This window comes from Cohaesibacter gelatinilyticus (genome assembly GCF_900215605.1).
Classification (GTDB): Bacteria; Pseudomonadota; Alphaproteobacteria; order Rhizobiales; family Cohaesibacteraceae; genus Cohaesibacter; species Cohaesibacter gelatinilyticus.
This window is the reverse complement of sequence record NZ_OBEL01000001.1, coordinates 763110-784456: the sequence shown is the minus strand read 5'-3', so window position 1 is coordinate 784456 and position 21347 is coordinate 763110. Positions and strand designations below refer to the sequence as shown.

At 49.8% G+C, this 21347-nt stretch carries 10 protein-coding genes; 3 read left to right on the top strand and 7 right to left on the bottom strand.

From position 1 onward, the window contains the following. Positions 1-189: 189 nt before the first annotated feature. From CRO57_RS03455 to CRO57_RS03440, 4 genes are all read right to left on the bottom strand, one after another. Positions 190-2391, bottom strand: a complete 2202-nt coding sequence (locus tag CRO57_RS03455) for an anthranilate synthase (RefSeq protein ID WP_097151990.1) — start codon at positions 2389-2391, stop codon at positions 190-192. Positions 2392-2726: 335 nt separating this feature from the next. Next, positions 2727-4871 (bottom strand): methyl-accepting chemotaxis protein, encoded by a 2145-nt coding sequence (locus CRO57_RS03450; RefSeq protein WP_097151989.1) that lies wholly within the window; start codon positions 4869-4871, stop codon positions 2727-2729. Between the two features lie 298 nt (positions 4872-5169). Continuing rightward, entirely contained in the window at positions 5170-7284 is a 2115-nt protein-coding gene (locus CRO57_RS03445; protein WP_097151988.1) for an FAD-dependent oxidoreductase, read from the bottom strand. 217 nt (positions 7285-7501) lie between these two features. Next, a complete protein-coding gene (locus CRO57_RS03440) occupies positions 7502-8194 on the bottom strand; it encodes a response regulator transcription factor (RefSeq protein ID WP_141401171.1) in 693 nt (230 codons plus the stop codon). Between the two features lie 350 nt (positions 8195-8544). Between CRO57_RS03440 and CRO57_RS03435 the strand changes: the two genes are divergently transcribed. From CRO57_RS03435 to CRO57_RS03420, 3 genes are all read left to right on the top strand, one after another. After that, positions 8545-9972 carry a helix-turn-helix domain-containing protein gene (locus tag CRO57_RS03435; protein ID WP_170956022.1) on the top strand — a complete coding sequence of 476 codons (1428 nt, stop codon included), beginning with the start codon at positions 8545-8547 and terminating at the stop codon, positions 9970-9972. A 332-nt stretch (positions 9973-10304) separates the two neighbouring features. Further along, positions 10305-12971 (top strand): aminopeptidase N, encoded by a 2667-nt coding sequence (pepN, locus tag CRO57_RS03425; RefSeq protein WP_097153170.1) that lies wholly within the window; start codon positions 10305-10307, stop codon positions 12969-12971. 188 nt (positions 12972-13159) lie between these two features. Beyond that, complete coding sequence (locus tag CRO57_RS03420) at positions 13160-15820, top strand: ATP-binding protein (protein ID WP_097151985.1); 2661 nt, start codon at positions 13160-13162, stop codon at positions 15818-15820. A gap of 119 nt (positions 15821-15939) precedes the next feature. Here CRO57_RS03420 and CRO57_RS03415 read toward each other — a convergent pair whose 3' ends face one another. The 3 genes from CRO57_RS03415 to CRO57_RS03405 all read right to left on the bottom strand — a co-directional run bounded on the left by CRO57_RS03415 (position 15940) and on the right by CRO57_RS03405 (position 21210). After that, the gene (locus CRO57_RS03415) at positions 15940-18927 is read right to left on the bottom strand and encodes a bifunctional [glutamine synthetase] adenylyltransferase/[glutamine synthetase]-adenylyl-L-tyrosine phosphorylase (RefSeq protein ID WP_097151984.1); all 2988 of its coding nucleotides are present in this window, start codon (positions 18925-18927) and stop codon (positions 15940-15942) included. A gap of 95 nt (positions 18928-19022) precedes the next feature. Beyond that, a complete protein-coding gene (locus tag CRO57_RS03410) occupies positions 19023-20510 on the bottom strand; it encodes a sensor histidine kinase (RefSeq protein ID WP_244580002.1) in 1488 nt (495 codons plus the stop codon). A gap of 22 nt (positions 20511-20532) precedes the next feature. Next, complete coding sequence (locus CRO57_RS03405) at positions 20533-21210, bottom strand: response regulator transcription factor (protein WP_097151983.1); 678 nt, start codon at positions 21208-21210, stop codon at positions 20533-20535. Positions 21211-21347 lie beyond the last annotated feature (137 nt).

The window sequence follows — 21347 nt, the reverse complement described above, 5'->3', positions numbered from 1 at the left end:
GCAGCGCACCGATTGGTTGAGGCTCTCAACCAGACTCAGGCATTTGCCACATAGATAGGCAGTATGTTAGCGCACTTATTACTACTCTGTCCTGTTTTCCGCACGGGATGTGGATGATGTAGAAATATGCATAGAAGATCCCCGCCAAGGGCATCTTTGACGGGGATTTCCTATATCAAGCCATCAATATCAACTCTTTTTCGCAAAGGCTTTTGTCTGACGCACGACGTTCTCGATCATGACCATACCAGCATTGCCACCAAGAGACATGATGGATTCCGGATGAAACTGAACGGCGCTGATTGGCTCACTAACATGTTCAATTGCCATGATAATGCCATCTTCCGTGCTTGCGGTAATACGCAGATCGTCTGGCAATTTGTCACGATTGGCAAAGAGAGAATGATAACGCCCCACCACGATCTGATCTTCCAGACCTTCGAACACGCCTTTTGGCTCCACATCGATACGAGAAGGTTTGCCATGCATCGGAATGTCAAGCTGATCCAACTCACCTCCAAAGGCTTCGGTGATAGCTTGCAATCCCAGACACACACCAAAGATTGGCAACTTGCGAGCCCGGGCCTTGGTGATGGTCTCATTCGTTCCAAAATGTTGCGGATTACCCGGCCCTGGTGACATCACCACCAAATCAGGCTGCACCTTCTCAAACACCTGGTCTGCAACAGGAGATCGCACCGTGACGACCTCGGCACCGGTTTGCCGGAAGTAGTTGGCAAGTGTATGGACAAAGCTGTCCTGATGATCGACGAGCAGAATTTTCAAGCCTTCTCCAGACTTGGGAGCTTCGGCAGCACCGATATCGCTTTGTGGTCGTGCTGCATCGCGAATTGCCGCTCGCATCGCAGAAGCCTTCAATTCTGTCTCAGCCTCTTCGTCTTCCGGGCAGGAATCATAGAGCAAAGTCGCCCCGGCCCGCACCTGAGCCACACCATCCTTGATGCGAATGGTACGCAGGGTCAGACCTGTATTCATGTTTCCATCGAAGCCAATCATGCCTATGGCACCGCCATACCAGGCTCGCGGAGATTTTTCATGTTTCTCGATGAAGTCCATGGCCCATAGCTTTGGTGCACCTGTGACCGTCACCGCCCAAGCATGAGACAAGAATGCATCAAGAGCATCCAACCCTTCTCTCAAGCGACCTTCAATATGATCAACAGTATGAATGAGGCGGGAATAAAGCTCGATCTGACGACGCCCCTTGACACGAACGGACCCGGGAACGCAGACGCGACTTTTGTCATTACGATCCACATCTGAGCACATTGTCAGCTCGCTCTCATCTTTTTTGGAGTTGAGTAGCTTCAAGATTTGCTCGCTATCTTCGATGGGATCCTTACCTCGTTTAATGGTACCCGAGATCGGGCAAGTCTCGACCAATGTACCATCACTGACTTTGACAAACATTTCAGGGCTGGCGCCCACCAGATATTCCTGGTCACCCAGATTGATCATGAAGCCGTAAGGTGATGGGTTGATCTCCTGCAGGCGACGCGAGATAGCGGAAGGGTTGCAGTCTACCCGCTCATAGAAAGTCTGGCCGGGCACACATTCAAACAAATCGCCACGTTTGAAATACTCAACGGCCTTGCGAGCGACTTCTGCATATTCGCCCTTTTCATGATCGCCACGTGGAAGATTTTCAAAAGACCGTTGGAATGGCTCGCTTGTGATCTGCCGCTCGATATCTTCCGTCGTGTTGCCTTCATAGGCGAAGTCGTAGCGATAGCGATAGGCTTCTTCAGCATAGAGGTCGACGATCAGCAAATCATCTGGAAGATAAAGCACCAGATCGCGCTGATCCGACGGACGCTGAAGCTGCATCTCGATGGGATCGAACTGGAAAGCAAGATCATAACCAAATGCTCCATAGAGCCCAAGTTGCGCATCTTGTCCGGATTTAAAGAGACCAATCAGTGCTCGCACGATGCTGAAAACGGATGGGATGCGGCTACGATCTTCCTCTGTGAAACTACCTTCGGGCTCCCTAACGACCAACTCAATTCTGGTGTCATCCGCCATGTAGGATTTCAGTTCCGGCAGGTCTTTCAACTCTCGATTAATCGCTGGAACAAGTACGACACCACGGTCATTCAACGCCTCAATCGTCATTGAACGACCACGGGCTGTAACGGCCAACGGAGGATCGACAAAACCAACTTCCCAACGAGTATACCGACCGGGATATTCATAGTTGGAGGACAGAACGACCCCACGTCGTTCATCCAATTGCGAAAGGATGGTATCCAGAGCGGTAGCGAAATCATCCTTGCCGACCTGCCGGATCACTTCGATCCCACCTTCGGTCAGGTAGAGACCATCTTCTATAAAATCAATGGATGAAGTGTCTGTCTGATGAACAGTCATGATATGTCCCTAGCTTGTGCTGTGCCTGTAAGGATAGCACCTTTGTTCCAAATCTGCGGGTCGTTCCATCTATCGCCCGACGGTTTGCAACTTTGCCCAGATACACAAAAGCCGTCGGAAAACCGACGGCCAGATCCCAATTTCATGTTTTGCCTGATTGCATAGCAAAGGGTCAGCCGCCGTTATTGCGTCTGCCACCACCACCAATTTTGTGCAATCAAGTAAGTCATGCCAACGGGTGTAACCGATTTTACAATATGCGACAATGAAAAAAGCGCCCCCTGGGGCGCTTTTCCATGATCAGTTTCTTTAGTGGCAGGCATAACCGTGCCACATCAGGCAGATGCAACATTCTTGAGGAAACTGTCGACCTCATTGCGCAAACGGTCTGTCCGCTCAGCAACATTAGAGGAGCTTTCCTTGACCTGCTCGACAGACTGAGTGGTCTGAGTGACCGATTCCTGAAGGCCTGACATATTGCCAGCTACAGCCTGCGTTCCATTCGCGGCCTGGGTAACATTCTGAGAAATTTCGAACGTTGCCGACCCCTGTTCATCTACTGCCACAGAAATGGAATTGGTGTATTCGTTTACCTGTTCCATTGTTGTTGCGATGCCAGCGATAGCATGAACGGCTTCGTTGGTCGCTCCCTGAATTTCGTTGATTTGTGAGGAGATTTCCTCGGTCGCCTTGGAGGTCTGGTTCGCCAGTTCCTTGACTTCAGATGCGACAACCGCGAAGCCCTTGCCATGTTCGCCAGCACGGGCAGCTTCGATGGTGGCATTCAGCGCCAGCAGATTGGTCTGTTCGGCAATATCCTGAATGAGGGAAACGACATCGCCGATTTTCTGAGCAGAGTTGGACAGGCCGGAAACCTTCTCATTGGTATGGCGAGTGGCTTCTGTAGCCTGATTGACGACATTGGCTGTTTCATCAACCTGGCGCTTGATTTCCTCAATGGAACTCGCCAGTTCTTCAGCTGCAGATGCAACTGTTTGAACATTGGATGATGCTTCTTCAGATGCACATGCAGAAGAAGTTGCCTGGGCTGCAGTATTCTCAGCCATACCAAACAAGCCATTGGCAGTCTGCTGCATGGTGTCCATATTCTGGGTCACGTCATTGAGCAAATCGTTGGAAGAGGAACGGAAACCATCAATCATGCTTTCAATAGCACGCTGTCGAGTGGTACGTTCCTCCTGTTCGCTGCGAGCCTGTTCCTCAAGACGTCTGCGATCAATGGCGTTGTTACGCAGCACTTCAACGGCCCGTGACAATTCGCCAATTTCGTCTTTGCGTTTTGCATCAGGCAACTGAACATTCAGATCATCTTTCGCAATGCGAGTAACTCCATCGTTCAGTGTCTTCAATGGCGCCATGGCACTTCTAATAAACCAGGTTGCGAGACCACCTATAACAACCAACATGCCAAGTCCAAGAGCCAGAAGGCTGTTACGCAAAGTCGCAGCTGGCGCCAGCAGTTCCTCATAATTCTGCCGAACCACAATAGCCCAAGCTGTCCCCAGAACTTCCATCGGAACGGCAACTGCACGATACTTATTGCCATCAAAAGCAACATCATCCATGGCAGTCTTACCCGTCAGAGCAGCCAAGGCGATTTCATTTTCCGAGGTTGGCACCTCTTCAACGGTTTTGTTGGCAAAGGAAATAGCCCGCAAATCTGCATTGACCAGATCAATGTGCCCGGTCTTGCCAAGCCCTGTCTTATCTTCAATGATAGACGCCAGTTCCTTGGTGTTCACCTCGAAGGCTATTGCACCCAGAATGCGTCCCCATTTGGCGATTGGTGTCACCATATATGCGGTAATTTCTCCGTTGACCGGAACAAATCCAGTAAAGCCATTGCCCTTGTAGCCACTTTCCGGATCTTCCTTGGCCAATTTGAGGATCGGCTGAACTTGGGCGATCAACTCTTCATGGAGAATGCCTGATTGACTGATATTGGTCGTGAATTCAGGACCCTTGCGGTAGCTGTAATAGACGTTACCCTCTTTGCCAAAGAAAATAACATCGCGGAACATGCCACCCTTCAGAAGCTTTGTGATACGAGGTTGATGTTTCTTGTGAGCGGCGGAATAGTAGACACCCTGAACCTTTGCATCGACGAACTGATGACGCAGGTTTTCCGGGTTTGGATTATTGTCTACATAGATTTCCTTTAGCTTCCCTGGCGCGTCATCCTTCAGCACCTTCCAGCCACCAAAAAGCTCGGTCGCTGCATCACCAACATCGGTGTGACTGGCCAGAGTTTGCATACTGCCCTGAAGCTGCTCCAGATATAATGTGACCGTATCCGTTCGTCCTCTGGCAGCATTCTGCAATGCTGTTTCAGTCAGTTGAACTGACGTGTTTCCACCCATCCAGGACGCAACAGAAACGAGAAGAGCAACCAGAAAAGTGACCGATAGCACCATGATCACTGGTAATTTGGTTGCGAGGCGTTTTGGCAAAATTGACATCTCGAATCCTCGAAAACTGTTTTATCTTGCCCCAGAGTTTTCGGGATTAGTATTGCTGTTTGGTAAACAGAAGCGATAAAGAGATAACTAATTGAATATTTCCGTTCAATATTGTTATTAGTGCAATGTTTTTTCCCGCAACCCGCCCCTGTCATTGTAATTTATACCAAATAATTGAAGTGAATAATTCAATTAGTTCGCACATAAACCAAAACTGGGGGATGGATTATTATTTCCATCCTCCAATTTGATTGCCTGATATGTACAACTGAGTTCAAAAGCTTACTTATTCTTGTTTTTACTCCGTACACTGCCATTCGGCCAGTTTCATGCCCCGTTCGATACAAGCTGCCAATACCGGCGAGACTTCCCACCCCTCTCCGTACTCAGCTTCCATCTCCTTCAGGGTTCGAACAATGTCAGCAAGGCCCAACTGATCAGCGGCAAACATCGGTCCACCACGCCAAACGGGATAGCCATAACCATTGAGAAGTACCATATCTATATCAACAGGTCGCAATGCGATCTTCTCCTGCAGAATTTTGCACCCTTCATTGATCATACCAGCAAGCACCCGCTTCTGAATTTCTTCGGAGGAGAGCTTTCGCTGCGAAATGCCTTTCCTGACACGCTCCGAAGCAACAAGCTTGGCAACCTCTGAAGATGGCTGAGGTTTACGGCTTCCATCCTCATAGTCATACCAACCCTTGCCTGCCTTGATGCCCAACCGTCCCTGCTCACATAATAGATCGGGGATCTCGACATACCGCTCAGCGGGTTTCATAGAAGTTTTTTTACGTTTGCGCTGTGCCCAAGCAATGTCCAGACCTGAAAGATCAAAGACCGAATATGGCCCCATCGGGAAACCAAATTCGAGCATCGCCTTATCAATGTCTTCTACCTCTGCACCATCTTCCAAAAAGAACTCCAGCAGCTGGCGATTGCGTGCCCAGATACGATTGCCGATAAAGCCATCGCAAACACCAGCTATGACGGCAATTTTTCGCAGTTTTTTGCCAACTGCCAGAGCAGTTGCTAAGACTTCAGGCGCCGTTTTTTCCGCGTCGACAATCTCAAGCAATTTCATGATATTAGCGGGTGAAAAGAAATGAAGACCAACGACATTTTCCGGTTTCTCAAGAACGGAAGCAATCTCATTAATGTCCAGATAGGACGTGTTGGTCGCGAGAATACAATCCGGGCCAACAACAGATTGGAGATTGGTGAAGAGGTCTTTTTTTACCTGCATATCTTCAAAGACTGCTTCGATCACCAGATCACTCCGAGAGAGATCTGCAAGCTGTGTGGTGAAGGAAAAGCTCGCTATTTTTCTTTCAGCCTGTTCTTGCGTCAACTTCCCGCGCTTCACACCACCTTGATAGATACCGGCAACCCGGCCCTTTCCTTGTTCCAGTCCGGCTTCGCTCATCTCCACCACCGTGACCGAGTATCCAGCATCAGCAAATGCTGCCGCTATTCCGGATCCCATATTGCCAGCACCGATCACGGCAACATCAGTCACAGAGCGTGGATCAATATTTTCCAGACCAGGTACTTTGGCAATGGTACGCTCTCCAAAAAATGCATGACGCAACGCAGCGGCTTGATCACTGCTTGCCAACTCCAGAAATATTGCGCGTTCCGCCGCCATACCTTCCTCAAATGACAGGGTTGCGGCATTATCAATGCTCTCCAATGCCTTTATTGGTGAAATCTGACCTCGCGTGCGCTTCGTCACCTTTGCTTTCAATGAGGCATAACTCTCCTCATTGGTCTCCATGATCGGACGCTTTGAAATGGAAACCGGTGCCTCTCCGGTCCCAAATTGCTTGATCAGGAAGGATTTTGCACCCTCAAGCAGATCATTCTCATCGATCAGAGCATCGATCAAACCGATTTCCAGTGCCTCGGTCATCTTGACCTGGCGGCACGATGTGATGATATCTGCGGCTTTTTCCTGCCCAATCAACCGAGGAAGCCGCTGAGTGCCACCTGCCCCGGGGATGATGCCCAGCTTTACTTCTGGCAAACCGACCCTGGCCTGTGGCAAAGCCACTCTATAATGGCACCCCATAGCCACTTCGAATCCACCTCCCAACGCAGTGCCATGCAATGCAGACACAAGGGGTTTACTGCATGCATCCAGATATGCGATGACATCTGGCAGATAAGGCTGTTTTGGTGGCTTTCCCAATTCCTTGATGTCTGCACCAGCGATGAAGGTGCGACCAAGACAATGCAGAACTGCTCCCTTGATGCTTTCATCGACCTCGACCTGCTCTATTGCCTGCTTCAAGCCCAGTCGAACTGCATGGGAAAGAGCATTGACCGGCGGGTTATCAATCTGGATGACCGCAATCCCATTTTCTGCTTTTATGACAGAGACCGGGTTAGGATGATTGTGTTGGTCCATCTTATGATGCCTCCTCACCGACACGTTACATAAATTATATATCTTTATTCATTTTTGTAACTAATGATCTTCCTGATGGCAATCACTTATATCCCTCCTTCGCATCCACTGGCCAGTCCATGGGGGCGAAAGCAAACCTGGAACGAAAAAAAGCGAGCCATTGGCTCGCTTTTTCTTTCCTTCAGAAGACAATCACCTGATGTACATCCGGCAAAGATCACATCATCCGGTTGGCGATGGCAACGGCCTGTGTCCGGCGATAGCAATTAAGTTTCTTCAGGATCAAGGAAATATGATGTTTGACGGTCGCTTCAGTCAAACCCAGCTCATAGGCAATCTGCTTGTTCAGCAAACCATCACGCAGATATTGCAGAATGGTCATCTGTTTTGGTGTCAAATTGGCCAGCTTGGAGTAGAGATCCGAACGCTCATATATTTCCCCGCCCTCAACAACCGGTGCCTCATCAGCCAGTCCGGCTTGAACGCGGGCAGCAGCAGCACGAAGCTCGGCAATAGGAGCAGTCTTGCTGATCACCCAATCAGCCCCATGGCCCAATGCAAAATGAGCAAGACCTTTATCATTCTCATCGCAAATCAAAACCAGACGCGCATGTTTATAAGCTTTGCGCACATCCGCAATCGCAGCAGAACCCCGGCTGGCAGTCGCCGACAAATTGAGAACCAGCAGAGTGTCTTCGCGGTCCGGAGCTGCGCTGAGCAGCTGGTCCAGTCCGGCGCATTCCAATACCGGGGTATATTCACGTTTGATGCCGAGCATGTTCAGCAGACATTCCGTGAAGATCGGGTGCGTCTCGGCAAACACCAAGGTACGGTAAGTCACCATCCCCTGCTCTGCCTGATGGGTCATGCCACGACGAACTTCACCACCTACATCCTCAAGCAACAACATTTGTCTTCCCCCTAAGTATCAAGTGCCGAATGACGCATTCGCATTCCATCGGCGTTAAGTCCGGTTCTCCCTTGCCCTTACTCAGCTTCACCCAATCAAATGACGGGGAAATAACACCCATATATTGATGGGAGCTGCACCTTTAGGAGGATCATCAATCAGCTTTTTCAACCGAATGATCAGTCTTAGCCTTTTATCCACCCAAACTAGTCCAAAGGGCAATTCGTGAAGCATAATTCGATCAATTACACAAAAAAGTCAATGAATGTCTTGATTTTATTGAGTTAATTTGCAAATATTTTTGCAAACTTAACTTTGCAAAATGCAAAATTTGCAAATATCAGGACCACATCATGGCAGAGAAATTATTTGTTGGCCCAAAGGTCAGGTCATTACGCGAGACACATGGCTTGACACAAGCCAGCTTTGCCGAACGCCTTGGAATTTCAACTTCTTATCTCAACCAGATAGAAAACAATCAGCGCCCGCTGACCGCTCCTGTTCTACTGGCTCTCAGCCATCACTATGACATGTCCTTGAGTGATCTGGCTTCAGCGGACACCAGTCGGGTTTTGGCCGATTTGAAAGAAGCACTGGCCGACCCTTTGTTCCGGGATACCAACCCGGGACTGCAGGAATTGAAGATGGCGGCCTCAAACTCTCCTTGGCTGACCCAAGCTTTCCTGGCTTTGCATCAAGCAAATCGCCGCACAAATGATCGCCTGATGATGCTGGATGACGCATTGTCCGCCCATTCCAATGAGGGGGAAGAACGTTCCATTCTTCCTTACGAGGAAGTACGCGACTACTTCCACTATCATAACAACTATATTGATGAGCTCGATCAAGCCGCCGAAGATCTGGCCAAACGTCACGGAATGCTGGATGGCAATCGTATCAGCGCCTTTCAGGGCTATCTGGAAGATCGACATAATGTGAGGGTGCGTTATATAGAGAAACCCACACAAGATCAGACCATGCGCCAATTCGATGAGGAGACACGCATTCTCTCCATCAACGCTGCCCAAGACACTCCATCCATCTCATTCCTGCTGGCGCACCAGATTGCAATTCTGGACTATTCGGATCTCATCGACAATCGCATCACCAAGTCCGGCCTTCGATCTGAAGCCGCCGAATCCATCGCCCGCATTGGTTTGGCCAATTATTTTGCTGGAGCCCTCTGCCTTCCTTACAAACGCTTTTTGGATGTTGCCCAAGAGACACGACATGACATTGACCGTCTTCGTCATCATTTCGGAGCATCACCGGAACAAGTTGGCCATCGCCTCTCATCCCTACAACGCCCTGGCGCTCGTGGTATTCCATTTTACTTCGTACGCGTTGATCGAGCTGGCAATGTCACAAAACGTCATTCAGCTACCCGCTTCCAGTTTGCTCGATTTGGTGGTGCTTGCGCGCTCTGGAACGTGCATGAAGCTTTTGAGGCTCCAGGTCGACATCTGGTACAAATTGCAGAAATGCCAGATGGCATCCGTTACCTGTGCGTAGCCACCAGTGTCACCAAATTTGGTGCTGGCTATCGCGCCCCTGTTCGCCGCTATGCGATCGGCATTGGCTGTGAGCTCTCCTTTGCCGATCAGATCATCTATGCCGACGGACTGGATTTAAAATCGGATGCCGGAGTTGTCGGGATTGGGGTTTCATGCCGTATCTGCGAACGCAAACGCTGTCATCAGCGCGCCGTACCGCCAATTGATCGCAAGCTTATTGTCGATCCGAACAAGCGCCAATTCGTTCCATTCGACCTTGGCTAGACGTCAACGCCCTACCAGTGCACCTCTTTTTTTCGCTGAAGTCTACTTAACAAATTGATTCAACTTGCAATTCACCTGACAAAGCGGTTCAAGAACAGGAAATATACGAGTCTGCTCAGAATGTTAGACCAGGAAGCTGAGAGATTGAGTCATTTTGATCATGCCCGGATAAATAATGCCATAACAGCTCGAAATCGACATTCTTTCCTAGCCCCATTTTTCTCACTTGCCATGACCAAGGAGAGATGGATAGGCTACCTCGCACCAATGAGCAGCCTCTCTGACATTCAACAAGAAGAAGACAGAAAAAGAAGAAGAAAATGATGATGATGATGCGAACCGATTATTCCATAATTCGTCTGGAAGATTACCGCCCCACTCCTTATGCCATTCCCCGTCTTGCCATGACGTTCGAATTGCATCCTGAGAAAACCTGCGTTCGAAATGAAATGCACATTGAGCCGAAGGAAAGCGCAGGCGAGAAACCAGCCCTTATCCTGAATGGTGAAGGCTTGAAATTGCTCTCAGTAGAACTGAATGGCTCATTATTGCTCTCTGATGATTATCATGTTGATGACAAACATCTCACAATTCCTCACCCACCAGAGCAAGCCTTTACTCTGACCATTACAACCGAGATCAATCCAACAGCCAATACGCGTCTCGAAGGCCTCTACCGAACAAGCAATACCTATTGTACCCAATGCGAGGCCGAAGGCTTTCGGCGTATCACCTATTTCTATGATCGCCCGGATTGCCTGTCCGTCTATGACGTCCGCTTGGAAGCCCCAGTCACAGGCAACCCGCACCTGCTCTCCAACGGCAATCTAATCGATAGCGGAGCTTTGACGGAGAAAAGAGATGGATCTGATTGGCATTTCGCACAGTGGCATGATCCCCACCCAAAGCCTGCTTATCTCTTTGCATGTGTTGCCGGAGATCTGGCACGTATCGAAGATAGCTTCACCACCTCCTCAGGCCGAGAAGTAAATCTGCATATTTATGTCGAACATGGCAAGGAAGACCGCGTGTCATATGCCATGGACGCACTGAAACGCTCCATGCGTTGGGACGAGGAAGTATATGGCCGCGAGTATGATCTGGATCTGTTTCAGATCGTGGCCGTATCAGACTTCAATATGGGAGCCATGGAGAACAAGGGCCTGAACATTTTCAATGACAAATATGTTCTAGCCAAACCGGATACAGCAACTGATACCGATTACGCCCTGATTGAAGCCATCATCGCACATGAGTATTTTCACAACTGGACAGGCAACCGGATTACCTGTCGCGACTGGTTTCAGCTTTGTCTGAAAGAAGGTCTAACCGTTTTCCGCGATCAGGAATTCTCATCCGACATGCGTTCTCGCGCCGTGAAACGCATTGAGGACACCCGCCAGCTCCGCTCCCGTCAGTTCCCTGAAGATGGCGGCCCTCTGGCTCATCCAGTTCGTCCTGAAAGCTATTCCGAGATCAACAACTTCTATACAGCAACTGTTTATGAGAAGGGCGCCGAACTTTGCCGAATGATCAAAGCCATATTGGGTCGCGATGCATTTTCCAATGGACTGGATCTTTATTTCGAGCGTCATGATGGCGAAGCCGCGACGATCGAGGATTTTCTCAAAGCATTCGAAGATGCCTCCGGCAAAGATCTATCGCAATTCTCCCTTTGGTACAGTCAGGCTGGTACACCAGATGTTGCTGTTACATCCACCTATAATGCCAAGCATAAAGAATTGACACTTGCTGTAGAACAATCTTGCCCTGCAACCCCCGGACAGCCAACCAAACGCGCCATGCATATACCGGTTCGGTTTGGCCTGATCGGCAAGAACGGTCAGGAAGTTTCATTCACCAATACTCGTGGGGGCGACATTGACCTTCATGGCATGGAAGGCATTCTGCATATTCGTGAGCGTAAGCAGAGCTTCGTTCTGGAAGGCGTCGAGAGTCCTGCCCTTCCCTCGTTGCTAAGAGGCTTTTCTGCTCCTGTGCGCTTGCGCTCCAATCTGACCGATGACGACATCCTGCACTTGATGCAGCACGATAGTGATAGTTTCAATCGCTGGGAAGCATCACAATATCTGCTGATACGCACACTGATCAGAAAGAGCGAACAGGACAATCCCATTGAAGTCAACCAACGCGATATGACTTTGATTGAAGCTTTGGGCAAGGTCATTTTTGACCCTCAGCTGGACATGGCCTTCCGCGCGGAAATTCTGGCCATTCCAAGTGAAACAGATATCGCACGCGAGATTGGTCGAAATGTCGACCCTGATGCTATTCACCACGGACGCGAAACATTCCGTCAGTCGCTGGCGGAACGATTGCAAACTCAGTTGAGAAAGCTATATCACTCCTTGCAACAACACGGCCCATACCAACCCGATGCAGAAGGTTCCGGCCGCCGTGCATTGCGCAATCGAGTTCTCGATCTTTTGGTCATGCTCCCTGACAAGAGCGGCATTGAACTGGCCCAGATACAATTCAATACTGCAACCAACATGACGGATCGCTTCGCCGCGCTTGCCAGCCTCACCCACCATGGCAAGGATGCAGCCAAACCGTTGCTTACTTCTTTCTACGAACAGTTCAAGGATGATGCTCTGGTCATCGACAAATGGCTTTCCTTGCAAGCGACATCTCCAAAATCAGACTGCCTTGCAACTGTCCAAAGCCTGCTTGACCATCCTAGCTTCAGCTTGAACAACCCGAACCGAACCCGTGCGTTGATAGGCGCCTTTGCCATGAGCAATGCCTGCCAGTTCAATCGAGCAGACGGAAAAGGTTATCGGCTTGTTGCGGATATCATTTTGGAACTGGATGATAAAAACCCTCAAACCGCAGCAAGGCTGCTTAACAATTTTCGCTCCTGGCGCGTTCTGGAAGAAGGACGACAGGCAAAAGCTCGGACAGAATTGGAGAGAATCGCTACAGCAAATCCACTATCCAAGGATGTCGCAGATATTGTAAATCGATGCTTGCATTAAGAAAATGAGGCTGATTCTTCAACAGAATCACAGGATCAGCCTCACTCTTTACTTTCGTTAACCTTTCGTTAACCAAAAAATCCTCGTCAGACTCTAGACAAAATGCCTCTTGTCGATTCAAATGGAATTGATTCGGAAGCGCGGCATTTTCTTCCGAACCACCGACAATTCAACCAGGAGGCCAGGGTATGACGCAGGCTGATTTTGCCAGCGCGCCCAATAAGGGACGATTCCGTTTTTTCGGAACCAACAGCCCCAAAGATGTGGCAAACGGTCAAGTTCGCCTACTGGCCCGCCCTAGCTATTTCAAATTTGCAAAAGAAGAGCCTTGGCTTCGACAGGTCATACCCGTCGTTATTCTAATATTCTTTGGCATTGTCGTCTTTTGGCGCGCATCTGACTTGCTTGAACGCAAGGAAGGTCTTGATCTTGATGCTCGTCAGGATATTCAGATGCTGGCAACGTTATTGACGGAACGCGTAGCCAATCAATATGACCGGCATGTCGTCCAACAGGAAACCTTGATTGCCGAGACCAAATCCAAGACAACCGCAAGCGCAAAAAAAACAAAAACCGAAAAGGCGGACAAACTTGAAAACGATGCTGTTGCAGCAACGACAGTTCCAGCTATTGATGCTCCAGGTAAAGAGGCATTTCAGGAATGGCTATTCTCTGCATTGCCAAATATGGACTTGGCAAAAGACTATCAAATTTTCCTGACTGATGAGAATGGCATGATCGTGGCGAGCATTCCTCGCAATGAAACCGATATGCGTAAAACACTGATCGACTTGCTGGGGCGCTCTCAAGCCCTGTCCACATTTGGTGCAAGTGCCGGTGTTCTGGAAATTACCCTTCCCAATAAAGAAACAGCACTGGGTGCGGTTCATCATCTTGGTGGTGGCCGCGGTTCGATCACTGTGTTGCGCAGTACAGATCAACTGTTTGCCGTTTGGCGTCGGGATGTCTCGCGCAATGTGATTGCTTTTGTGGTGATGAGCGGAATTATTCTGCTTATCGTCTATGCATTTTTCAGCCAAGGGGCTCGAGCGCGAGAAGCTGACGATATTCATACATCCAGCACCAATCGCATGGATGCCGCCTTGAAACGCAGTCGCTCCGGTCTATGGGATTGGGATCTAGCCCGTGGACATCTTTATTGGTCCCAAAGCATGTATGATCTGCTTGGCATGCCGCCACGGACCGACCTTATTGGATTTGCAGCCGTCAAAGAGCGTATACATCCTGAAGATGGCGATCTTCAATCTCATATCGAGACGCTTTTGCAAGCAAATGAGACTATATTGGATCGCAAGTTCAGAATGCTCCATGAGGAAGGTCACTGGGTTTGGATCCGCATCCGCGCCGAGCTTTCCGCAAAGCCAAACGCAGCTATCGAGCCTTCTTCAGGTACCCACGGGGCAAATCGCTTGCACCTGATTGGCATCGCAATGGATGTCAGCCAACAGATCGAGCGTGACGAAATGGGGCGTATGGCTGATCAACGCCTACGTGACGCAATTGATGCCATCTCGGAAGCCTTTGTTTTATGGAACCACAACAGCCAGCTTGTTCTATGCAACCAGCGGTATCGCGAGCTTTACAGTCTGCCGTCCAATCAAGACATAACCGGTCTTGGCTATCAACAAGTCATGGATTGTGGTGAGCCACAGGTGGTGCACCTTGAAGAGGAATCCGCAAACGAATTGAACTCACTGATGAGCGATGGCCAGGAGCATTCAGCGACTGAGGCACGCCAGTACAAAGCACAACTTGCAGATGGTCGCTGGCTTCAAATCAGTGAACGCAGAACATCGGACGGTGGCTTTGTCTCTGTTGGCACCGACATCACCGCCATGAAGAATCAGGAAACACGTCTCCTGAATTCCGAACAACAACTTATGGAAAGTGTGACCGATCTTCGTCAATCACGCCAGGATCTTGAGTTGCAAGCACAACAGTTGGTCGTCATGACCGAGCAATATGCCAAAGAAAAGGATAACGCGGAGGCTGCCAACCGTACGAAGACACAATTCCTCGCCAACATTTCCCACGAATTGCGTACACCGCTCAATGCCATTATCGGCTTCTCGGAAGTCATGAAGCAGGAGATCTTTGGCGCACTTGGTACCGATAAATATCGCGACTATTGCAACGATATTCATGGCAGTGGCACTTATCTTCTCGGTCTCATCGATGACATCCTGAACATGTCACGTCTGGATGACGGAGAGGTGGAGCTGGAAGCTGAGAGTATTGATCTGGCTGAAGTTGCTCGCACTACATGTGACGCTTCGATAATGGAGCTGGCAAAATCGCGGAACCTGACGCTTACCGATAAACTGCCCGACGATCTGAAAGCCTTTGCCGACCCGGATTTGGTTGGCCAGGTTCTGATAAATCTTCTGGACAACGCCGTGAAATTTACCCCGTCAGGCGGCGAGATTTCGCTCTATGGATTTGAGGAAGCAGGCTACTCCGCTTTGACAATTGCAGACACAGGCGTTGGTATTCCGCAGGATGCGATTGACCGGTTAGGACATCCGTTTGAACAGGTCCAAAACCAGTTTACCAAGACCCACAAGGGCTCAGGCCTTGGTTTGAGCATCGCACGTTCACTCGTGAACCTGAATGGCGGAACGATGAAAATTCGCTCCCGGATTGGTCAGGGAACACGCATAACCATTCGCCTACCACAGACTTGCAGCAAGGAAGCTGCTTATGCCCTGAAAGAAGAAATAGCAGCTTCCAAAACGCCCGATTTTAGCTCGGATTCTCCTGATCTGGATGTTCCGATGCTAGAGGTTTCTCCCGAGGAGGCAGCTCACGCGGTAACCAGTGCCAACTGAGCAATGCAGCCGCCTCCGAATGACTGGCACCTTGCCCCGGAAGTGTGAGCAGTATCCGGGGCAATTTTTTGCGCTTTTTCCAGAACCACATTGATATGTTTTGTGCAGAACTTTATTGATCAAACTGTTTCCTGGCGGGCTTCAACCGATCCTATGAGCTGCGTGAAACAGTCTCGTGCTTCACTTTGATATTGCCGCAATCTCAGCTCCAATTGAGCAATGTCGGGCTCTTCCCCTGCCCTTGCAATCGCCTGTTTCAATCCGTTCGACGCGGAATGCGGATCAAAATTACCGTCAAGACATACCCGCAGGATTTGCGTCAAATTGTGATAGAGACGAATTGCCGGAAGAAGTTTGTCCGCTACTCCGTGATCGATCAATCCTTCATCGACGCAGAGACGCAATGCTTCTGCCGTATTCGCATGCAGGACCTCAGGATGTTTGTTTGCATGAATCAGCTGTAACGCTTGGGCGATAAACTCGACATCGACCAACCCTCCAGCTACCTGCTTGATATGCCAGGGATTGGAGGTTCGTTTTTCGTCCTCTATACGCACGCGCATGTCGGTCACATCTGCAAAAACAGCTTCTGCTTCACGAGGTTGCGCCAAGACGGATACAATCTCTTTTCTCACAATATTTGAGAAACCTTCATCCGCCGCCACAATACGCGCTCTTGTCAGGGCCATATGCTCCCAGGTCCAAGCATCTTTTTCATGATAGGAACGGAAAGAACTGAGTGATGTTGCCAAAGGTCCGGAATTGCCCGAAGGACGCAGGCGGAAATCCACTTCATACAATTCCCCTTCTGCTGTCGGCGCAGACAAAGCTGTAATCAGACGCTGGGTCAGACGTGTGTAGTATTGGCTTGGAGCCAACGGCTTGTCGCCGTCTGACCATTTGGCATCCGGATCATGATCATAAAGCAGCATCAGATCAAGGTCTGAGCCGGCCGTCATTTCCCGACCACCCAACTTACCAAGTGCAATAACCGCAACTTTGCCGCCTGGAATTCTGCCGTGGCGACGTTCCAACTCCTGCTGACTGAATTTCAGTAAATGGCGAATGATAACGCCAGCTAGCATGGCGTAAGCTGCACCGGCCTGAGAGGCGGAGATCGCACCCATCAAAATGCGCACACCAATCAAAAACAATTGCTCTTGCCCAAAAATACGGGCGCCGTCCAGCGCGTCCTCGTAGCAAGTGGCTTCTTTCAGCATACGCGACAAGCGCGCATCCAGATTGTCGCGCTCGAGCATGTCACCGAAGAAGGCTGGATCCAGGAGTGCGTCAATCACTCGCGGGCGACGGCTCGCAGTTTGGGCTAAACGAGGCGAAGCTCCAAGCACGATTGCCAAGGTTTCCAGCATTTGAGGATTGTTCTTCAAAAGCGAGAATAACTGGATACCGGATGGCAAGGCCCCAAGGAAACTGTTGAAGGACAGGAAGGCCTTGTCGGGATTATCCGTGTTAGCCAGTGCTTGCAACAAAGCCGGAGTAAGCTCCGTCAGGCGCTCTCTTGATTTGGTTGAACGTGTCGCTGCATAGCGACCAAAATGCCATGCTCTAACGGTCTTGGTAACCTCGGTTGGGTTTTGAAACCCCATTTCCGTCAAAGTATGCAGGGTCTCGGGATCATCATCTTCACCGGTAAAGACAAGGTTCCCTCCGCTCTCGGCACCCAAAGCCTGCTCTTCCTCGAACAATTCAGCATAATGCCCCTGAACGCATTCCAACCAGGACCGTAGATCTGTCTTGAATGTGTCGAGATCAGCATATCCCATCATTCGGCCAATCTCGGCCACACCCTCATCCTGTTCGGGCATGTTATGGGTCTGCTCGTCACGCTGCATCTGAATGCGATGCTCGACCTTGCGCAAGAACTCATAGGCCTCCGTTAGTTGATCACGTGCTTCAGGTTCGATCCAGGTAAGTTTGACCAATTCGGAGAGCATTGGAATGGTCTCTCGCCCGCGAAGAGCCGGATTGCGTCCACCTGCAATCAGTTGCTGCGTCTGGACATAGAACTCGATCTCCCGAATGCCACCGCGCCCCAGTTTGACATTGTGCCCTTTGATAGCAATCTGACCATGCCCTTTGTGCGCATGGATTTGACGTTTGATGGAATGCACATCCGCCAAAGCCGCATAGTCGAAATACTTACGCCAGATGAAAGGAGCAACCTCACCAAGGAAATACTTGCCAGCCTTGATATCCCCGGCACAGGCACGAGCCTTGATCAGCGCTGCTCGCTCCCAATTTTGCCCCATGCTTTCATAATATTGCAAAGCCGCCAGAACCGACATGGCAGGTGGGGTTGCGCCCGGATCAGGCCGCAGACGAAGATCTGTACGGAAAACATAGCCATCTGCTGTTCTGTCCTGCATGATTTTGACAAGCTGCTTGGTCAGGCGCACAAAGGTTGTGCCCATTTCCCACTTGTCCCTGCATGGTGCAATGTCGGAATCATATAGAACAATCAGATCGATGTCCGAGGAGTAGTTCAATTCACCTGCGCCATGCTTCCCCATGGCAAGAGCGAAATAACCACTGCCTTCTTCCGGTTCCTCCGGGTTGGGAAGATGCAATTTGCCACGACGATGATTATCCTTCAGCAAAAAACGAATGGCCCCGCGCAAAGTCGCATCGGCAATATCAGTGAGTGCATTGGTGACCTGCTTGACATTCCAGAGTCCGCCAATATCGGCAAGTCCTAATGTGAGAGCAGCATCTTGCTTGATCAGACGTAAGTGCCGCATAATCTCGGCTTCACTGGAGGCTTCATGAAAAATTGCGGACTGGACCAAAACCTCAATATGCCTCTTAGGATCTGAGGTCAGGATCTGCTCCAGACGTGCAGGATCTTTCAAGATCAGATCGGATAGATATGAAGAGGTCTCAAAGATACCCGCCAGCAATCCTTTGAGAGTTTCATCACTCAAGCATTTCCGAAGAATATTGAGAGAGATTTCATCACGTTCCTCGATCTTGCCTATTTTCTCATAAAGAGGAACAAGAAGCGCTTGGTCATCTGCAAGATGCGGGATGGCTTTGGCTCCAGTCCAGATTTGCGCAAGTGCTGAAATGGATGGCTGCTTAGCAGTCATGTGCTCCCCCGTCATTTACTCAATCGAGCCTTACAGTACTCGATCTTAAAATATGCAGAGCCGGAAAAACATCAGGGGAGCCCCACAGCTGAAAGCTAATGGGCTTCGGTGCCCTGATTGTTCGGCTTCATTTGCAAAAAGCCAATGGAAAATACCAAACCTGGCTCATTATCGTCGAGTTGTATATTAGCCTCATGCAGACTGGCCACAGCATTGACCAGACTCAAACCAAGGCCACTTCCCGGCTGAGTACGACTTTTATCCAGTCTTACAAAGCGCTGAAGCACACGCTGTCGATCCTCTTTCGCAATGCCTGGCCCGTTATCCCGCACTGTCAATATCACTCTGCCCTCATTTGTGGCGACACTAACATCAATTCTTGCCTGTTCAGGCAGAGTGCATTCGGTTTGCTCGTCCTCATGATCTTGTTGCGCCTGTCTTTGTTCTGCCACATGGCGAACGGCATATTTCAGAGCATTATCAATGAGGTTGGCAACAGCCTGGCTTACAAGCTCGCGGTTCCCATCAATGAATTGTTGAGAGGGAGAATTCCAGGTCAGGACAGCACCTTCGTCTTCGGCCACAGGTTCATAAAGCTCGGCCATATCGGCAGCGATGGCCCCAATATCCAGCGTTGTTTTTTCAATCTGTGTTGATTTGGCTTCCACCCTTGCAATACGCAGCAAAGCATCAAAGGTACGAATGAGGCTCTCAGATTCTTCCAAAGTCTGCTCAAGCGCATCTCGATAGATCTCGGCACCTGCTTCTTCACTCGCGAGCGTTACTTCAACACGGTTACGCAAACGTGTCAGTGGTGTCTTCAAATCGTGAGCAATATTATCGGAGACCTCCTTAAGCCCCTGCATAAGGCCCTCGATGCGAGATAGCATTACATTGAGACTGTCAGACAGGCGATCAAACTCGTCACCAGCCTGTGTCACCGGCAAGCGTTCATCCAACTGCCCGGCCATGATATGGCGGGAAGCCACCGCAATCATATCGATCCGGTTCAAAACCTTTCGAGATACAAAAAGCCAAGCCAGAAGAGCAAGGAAGACAAGCAGAAAGCCGGAAACGATGAATGCCTGTTCTACGACTTTGCGAAAGGTTTCACGCTCACCAATATCCCGCCCGACCAAAAGGCGATATCCGCCAAAGGTCTCGTAAACATTGACCACCGCCTTATATTGTTTTCTCTGGTCAACATCACCAAGACGCTGATAGGTCACAGCCTGATCCACTGCACCCCGCTTATCCATGACCCATTTGGGAAGGGCAGCGACATTGCCCGCAACATAATGACCTCGGAAATCTGTTACCAGATAAAGGCTAGCGCCGGGACGGCGGGACCTATCCTCGATCACCTTCACCAGAGCATTCAAGCCACCAGCACGATAACGCTCAACAAGTCCTCTGACTTCCAATTGAATGGTGGCATTCATTTGCCGCGTCATCAGTACCTGAGTATTGAAGGCGATATAGACAATCAGGAAAGTAGCAAAGATCGAAAAAATTATCAGATAGATAGCCGACAGCTTGAATGCTGTCGTACGCATGATCTTATTGATGGAACTGATAGCCACGATACTGCTCTTTTATGCTGATTCAAGCCGGTTCGCGCAGGCTATAGCCGGAGCCACGTATGGTTTGCAGCAAGGCAGGATCAAACCCCTTATCGATTTTTGATCGTAAACGTGAAATGTGGACGTCAATGACATTCGTCTGGGGATCAAAATGATAATCCCAGACATTTTCAAGAAGCATGGTGCGGGTGACTACCTGCCCGGCATTTTTCATGAGATATTCCAGAAGGCGGAACTCACGGGGCTGAAGAATGATCTGCTCCCCTGCTCGTTTGACGGTATGGGCCAGACGATCCAGCTCCAGATCCGCCACACGATAGGTGGTCTCTACCTCACCCGGATTACGCCTGCGTGCCATCACTTCGATACGCGCCAATAGCTCGGAAAAAGCATAAGGCTTGGTTAGATAATCGTCTCCACCAGCACGAAGACCTGTTACCCGATCATCCACCTCTCCCAAAGCCGACAAAATCAAAACCGGGGTTTCATCACCTTCCGCCCGACGCTGCTCAATGATCGATAGACCATCACGTTTTGGCAGCATGCGATCAACGATCATCACATCATAGCTCTGACCGGAGGCCAGTTTGTAGCCTTCATCACCATCAGCAGCATGATCACAGGCATGCCCGGCTTCTTGAAGGCCTTTTATCAGATAAGCAGCAGCTTCTGTGTCGTCTTCAATGATCAGAACATGCATGGCTTATCCTATTTCTGGCTAAGGGTTGATTTGATGCTCGAATTATATCGACTAATCCATCGAAATGAAGGAAAAATCCATTAAAAAAGGGAAAGCTTTGCAGCTTTCCCTTATGATTTTATTTGATTAATCCGACA

Bases quoted from the DNA above. Each gene is read 5' to 3' on its own strand.
- CRO57_RS03455 (WP_097151990.1), bottom strand. From the start codon at position 2,391: ATGACTGTTCATCAGACAGACACTTCATCCATTGATTTTATAGAAGAT.
- CRO57_RS03450 (WP_097151989.1), bottom strand. From the start codon at position 4,871: ATGTCAATTTTGCCAAAACGCCTCGCAACCAAATTACCAGTGATCATG.
- CRO57_RS03445 (WP_097151988.1), bottom strand. From the start codon at position 7,284: ATGGACCAACACAATCATCCTAACCCGGTCTCTGTCATAAAAGCAGAA.
- CRO57_RS03440 (WP_141401171.1), bottom strand. From the start codon at position 8,194: ATGTTGTTGCTTGAGGATGTAGGTGGTGAAGTTCGTCGTGGCATGACC.
- pepN (WP_097153170.1), top strand. From the start codon at position 10,305: ATGCGAACCGATTATTCCATAATTCGTCTGGAAGATTACCGCCCCACT.
- CRO57_RS03420 (WP_097151985.1), top strand. From the start codon at position 13,160: ATGACGCAGGCTGATTTTGCCAGCGCGCCCAATAAGGGACGATTCCGT.
- CRO57_RS03415 (WP_097151984.1), bottom strand. From the start codon at position 18,927: ATGACTGCTAAGCAGCCATCCATTTCAGCACTTGCGCAAATCTGGACT.
- CRO57_RS03405 (WP_097151983.1), bottom strand. From the start codon at position 21,210: ATGCATGTTCTGATCATTGAAGACGACACAGAAGCTGCTGCTTATCTG.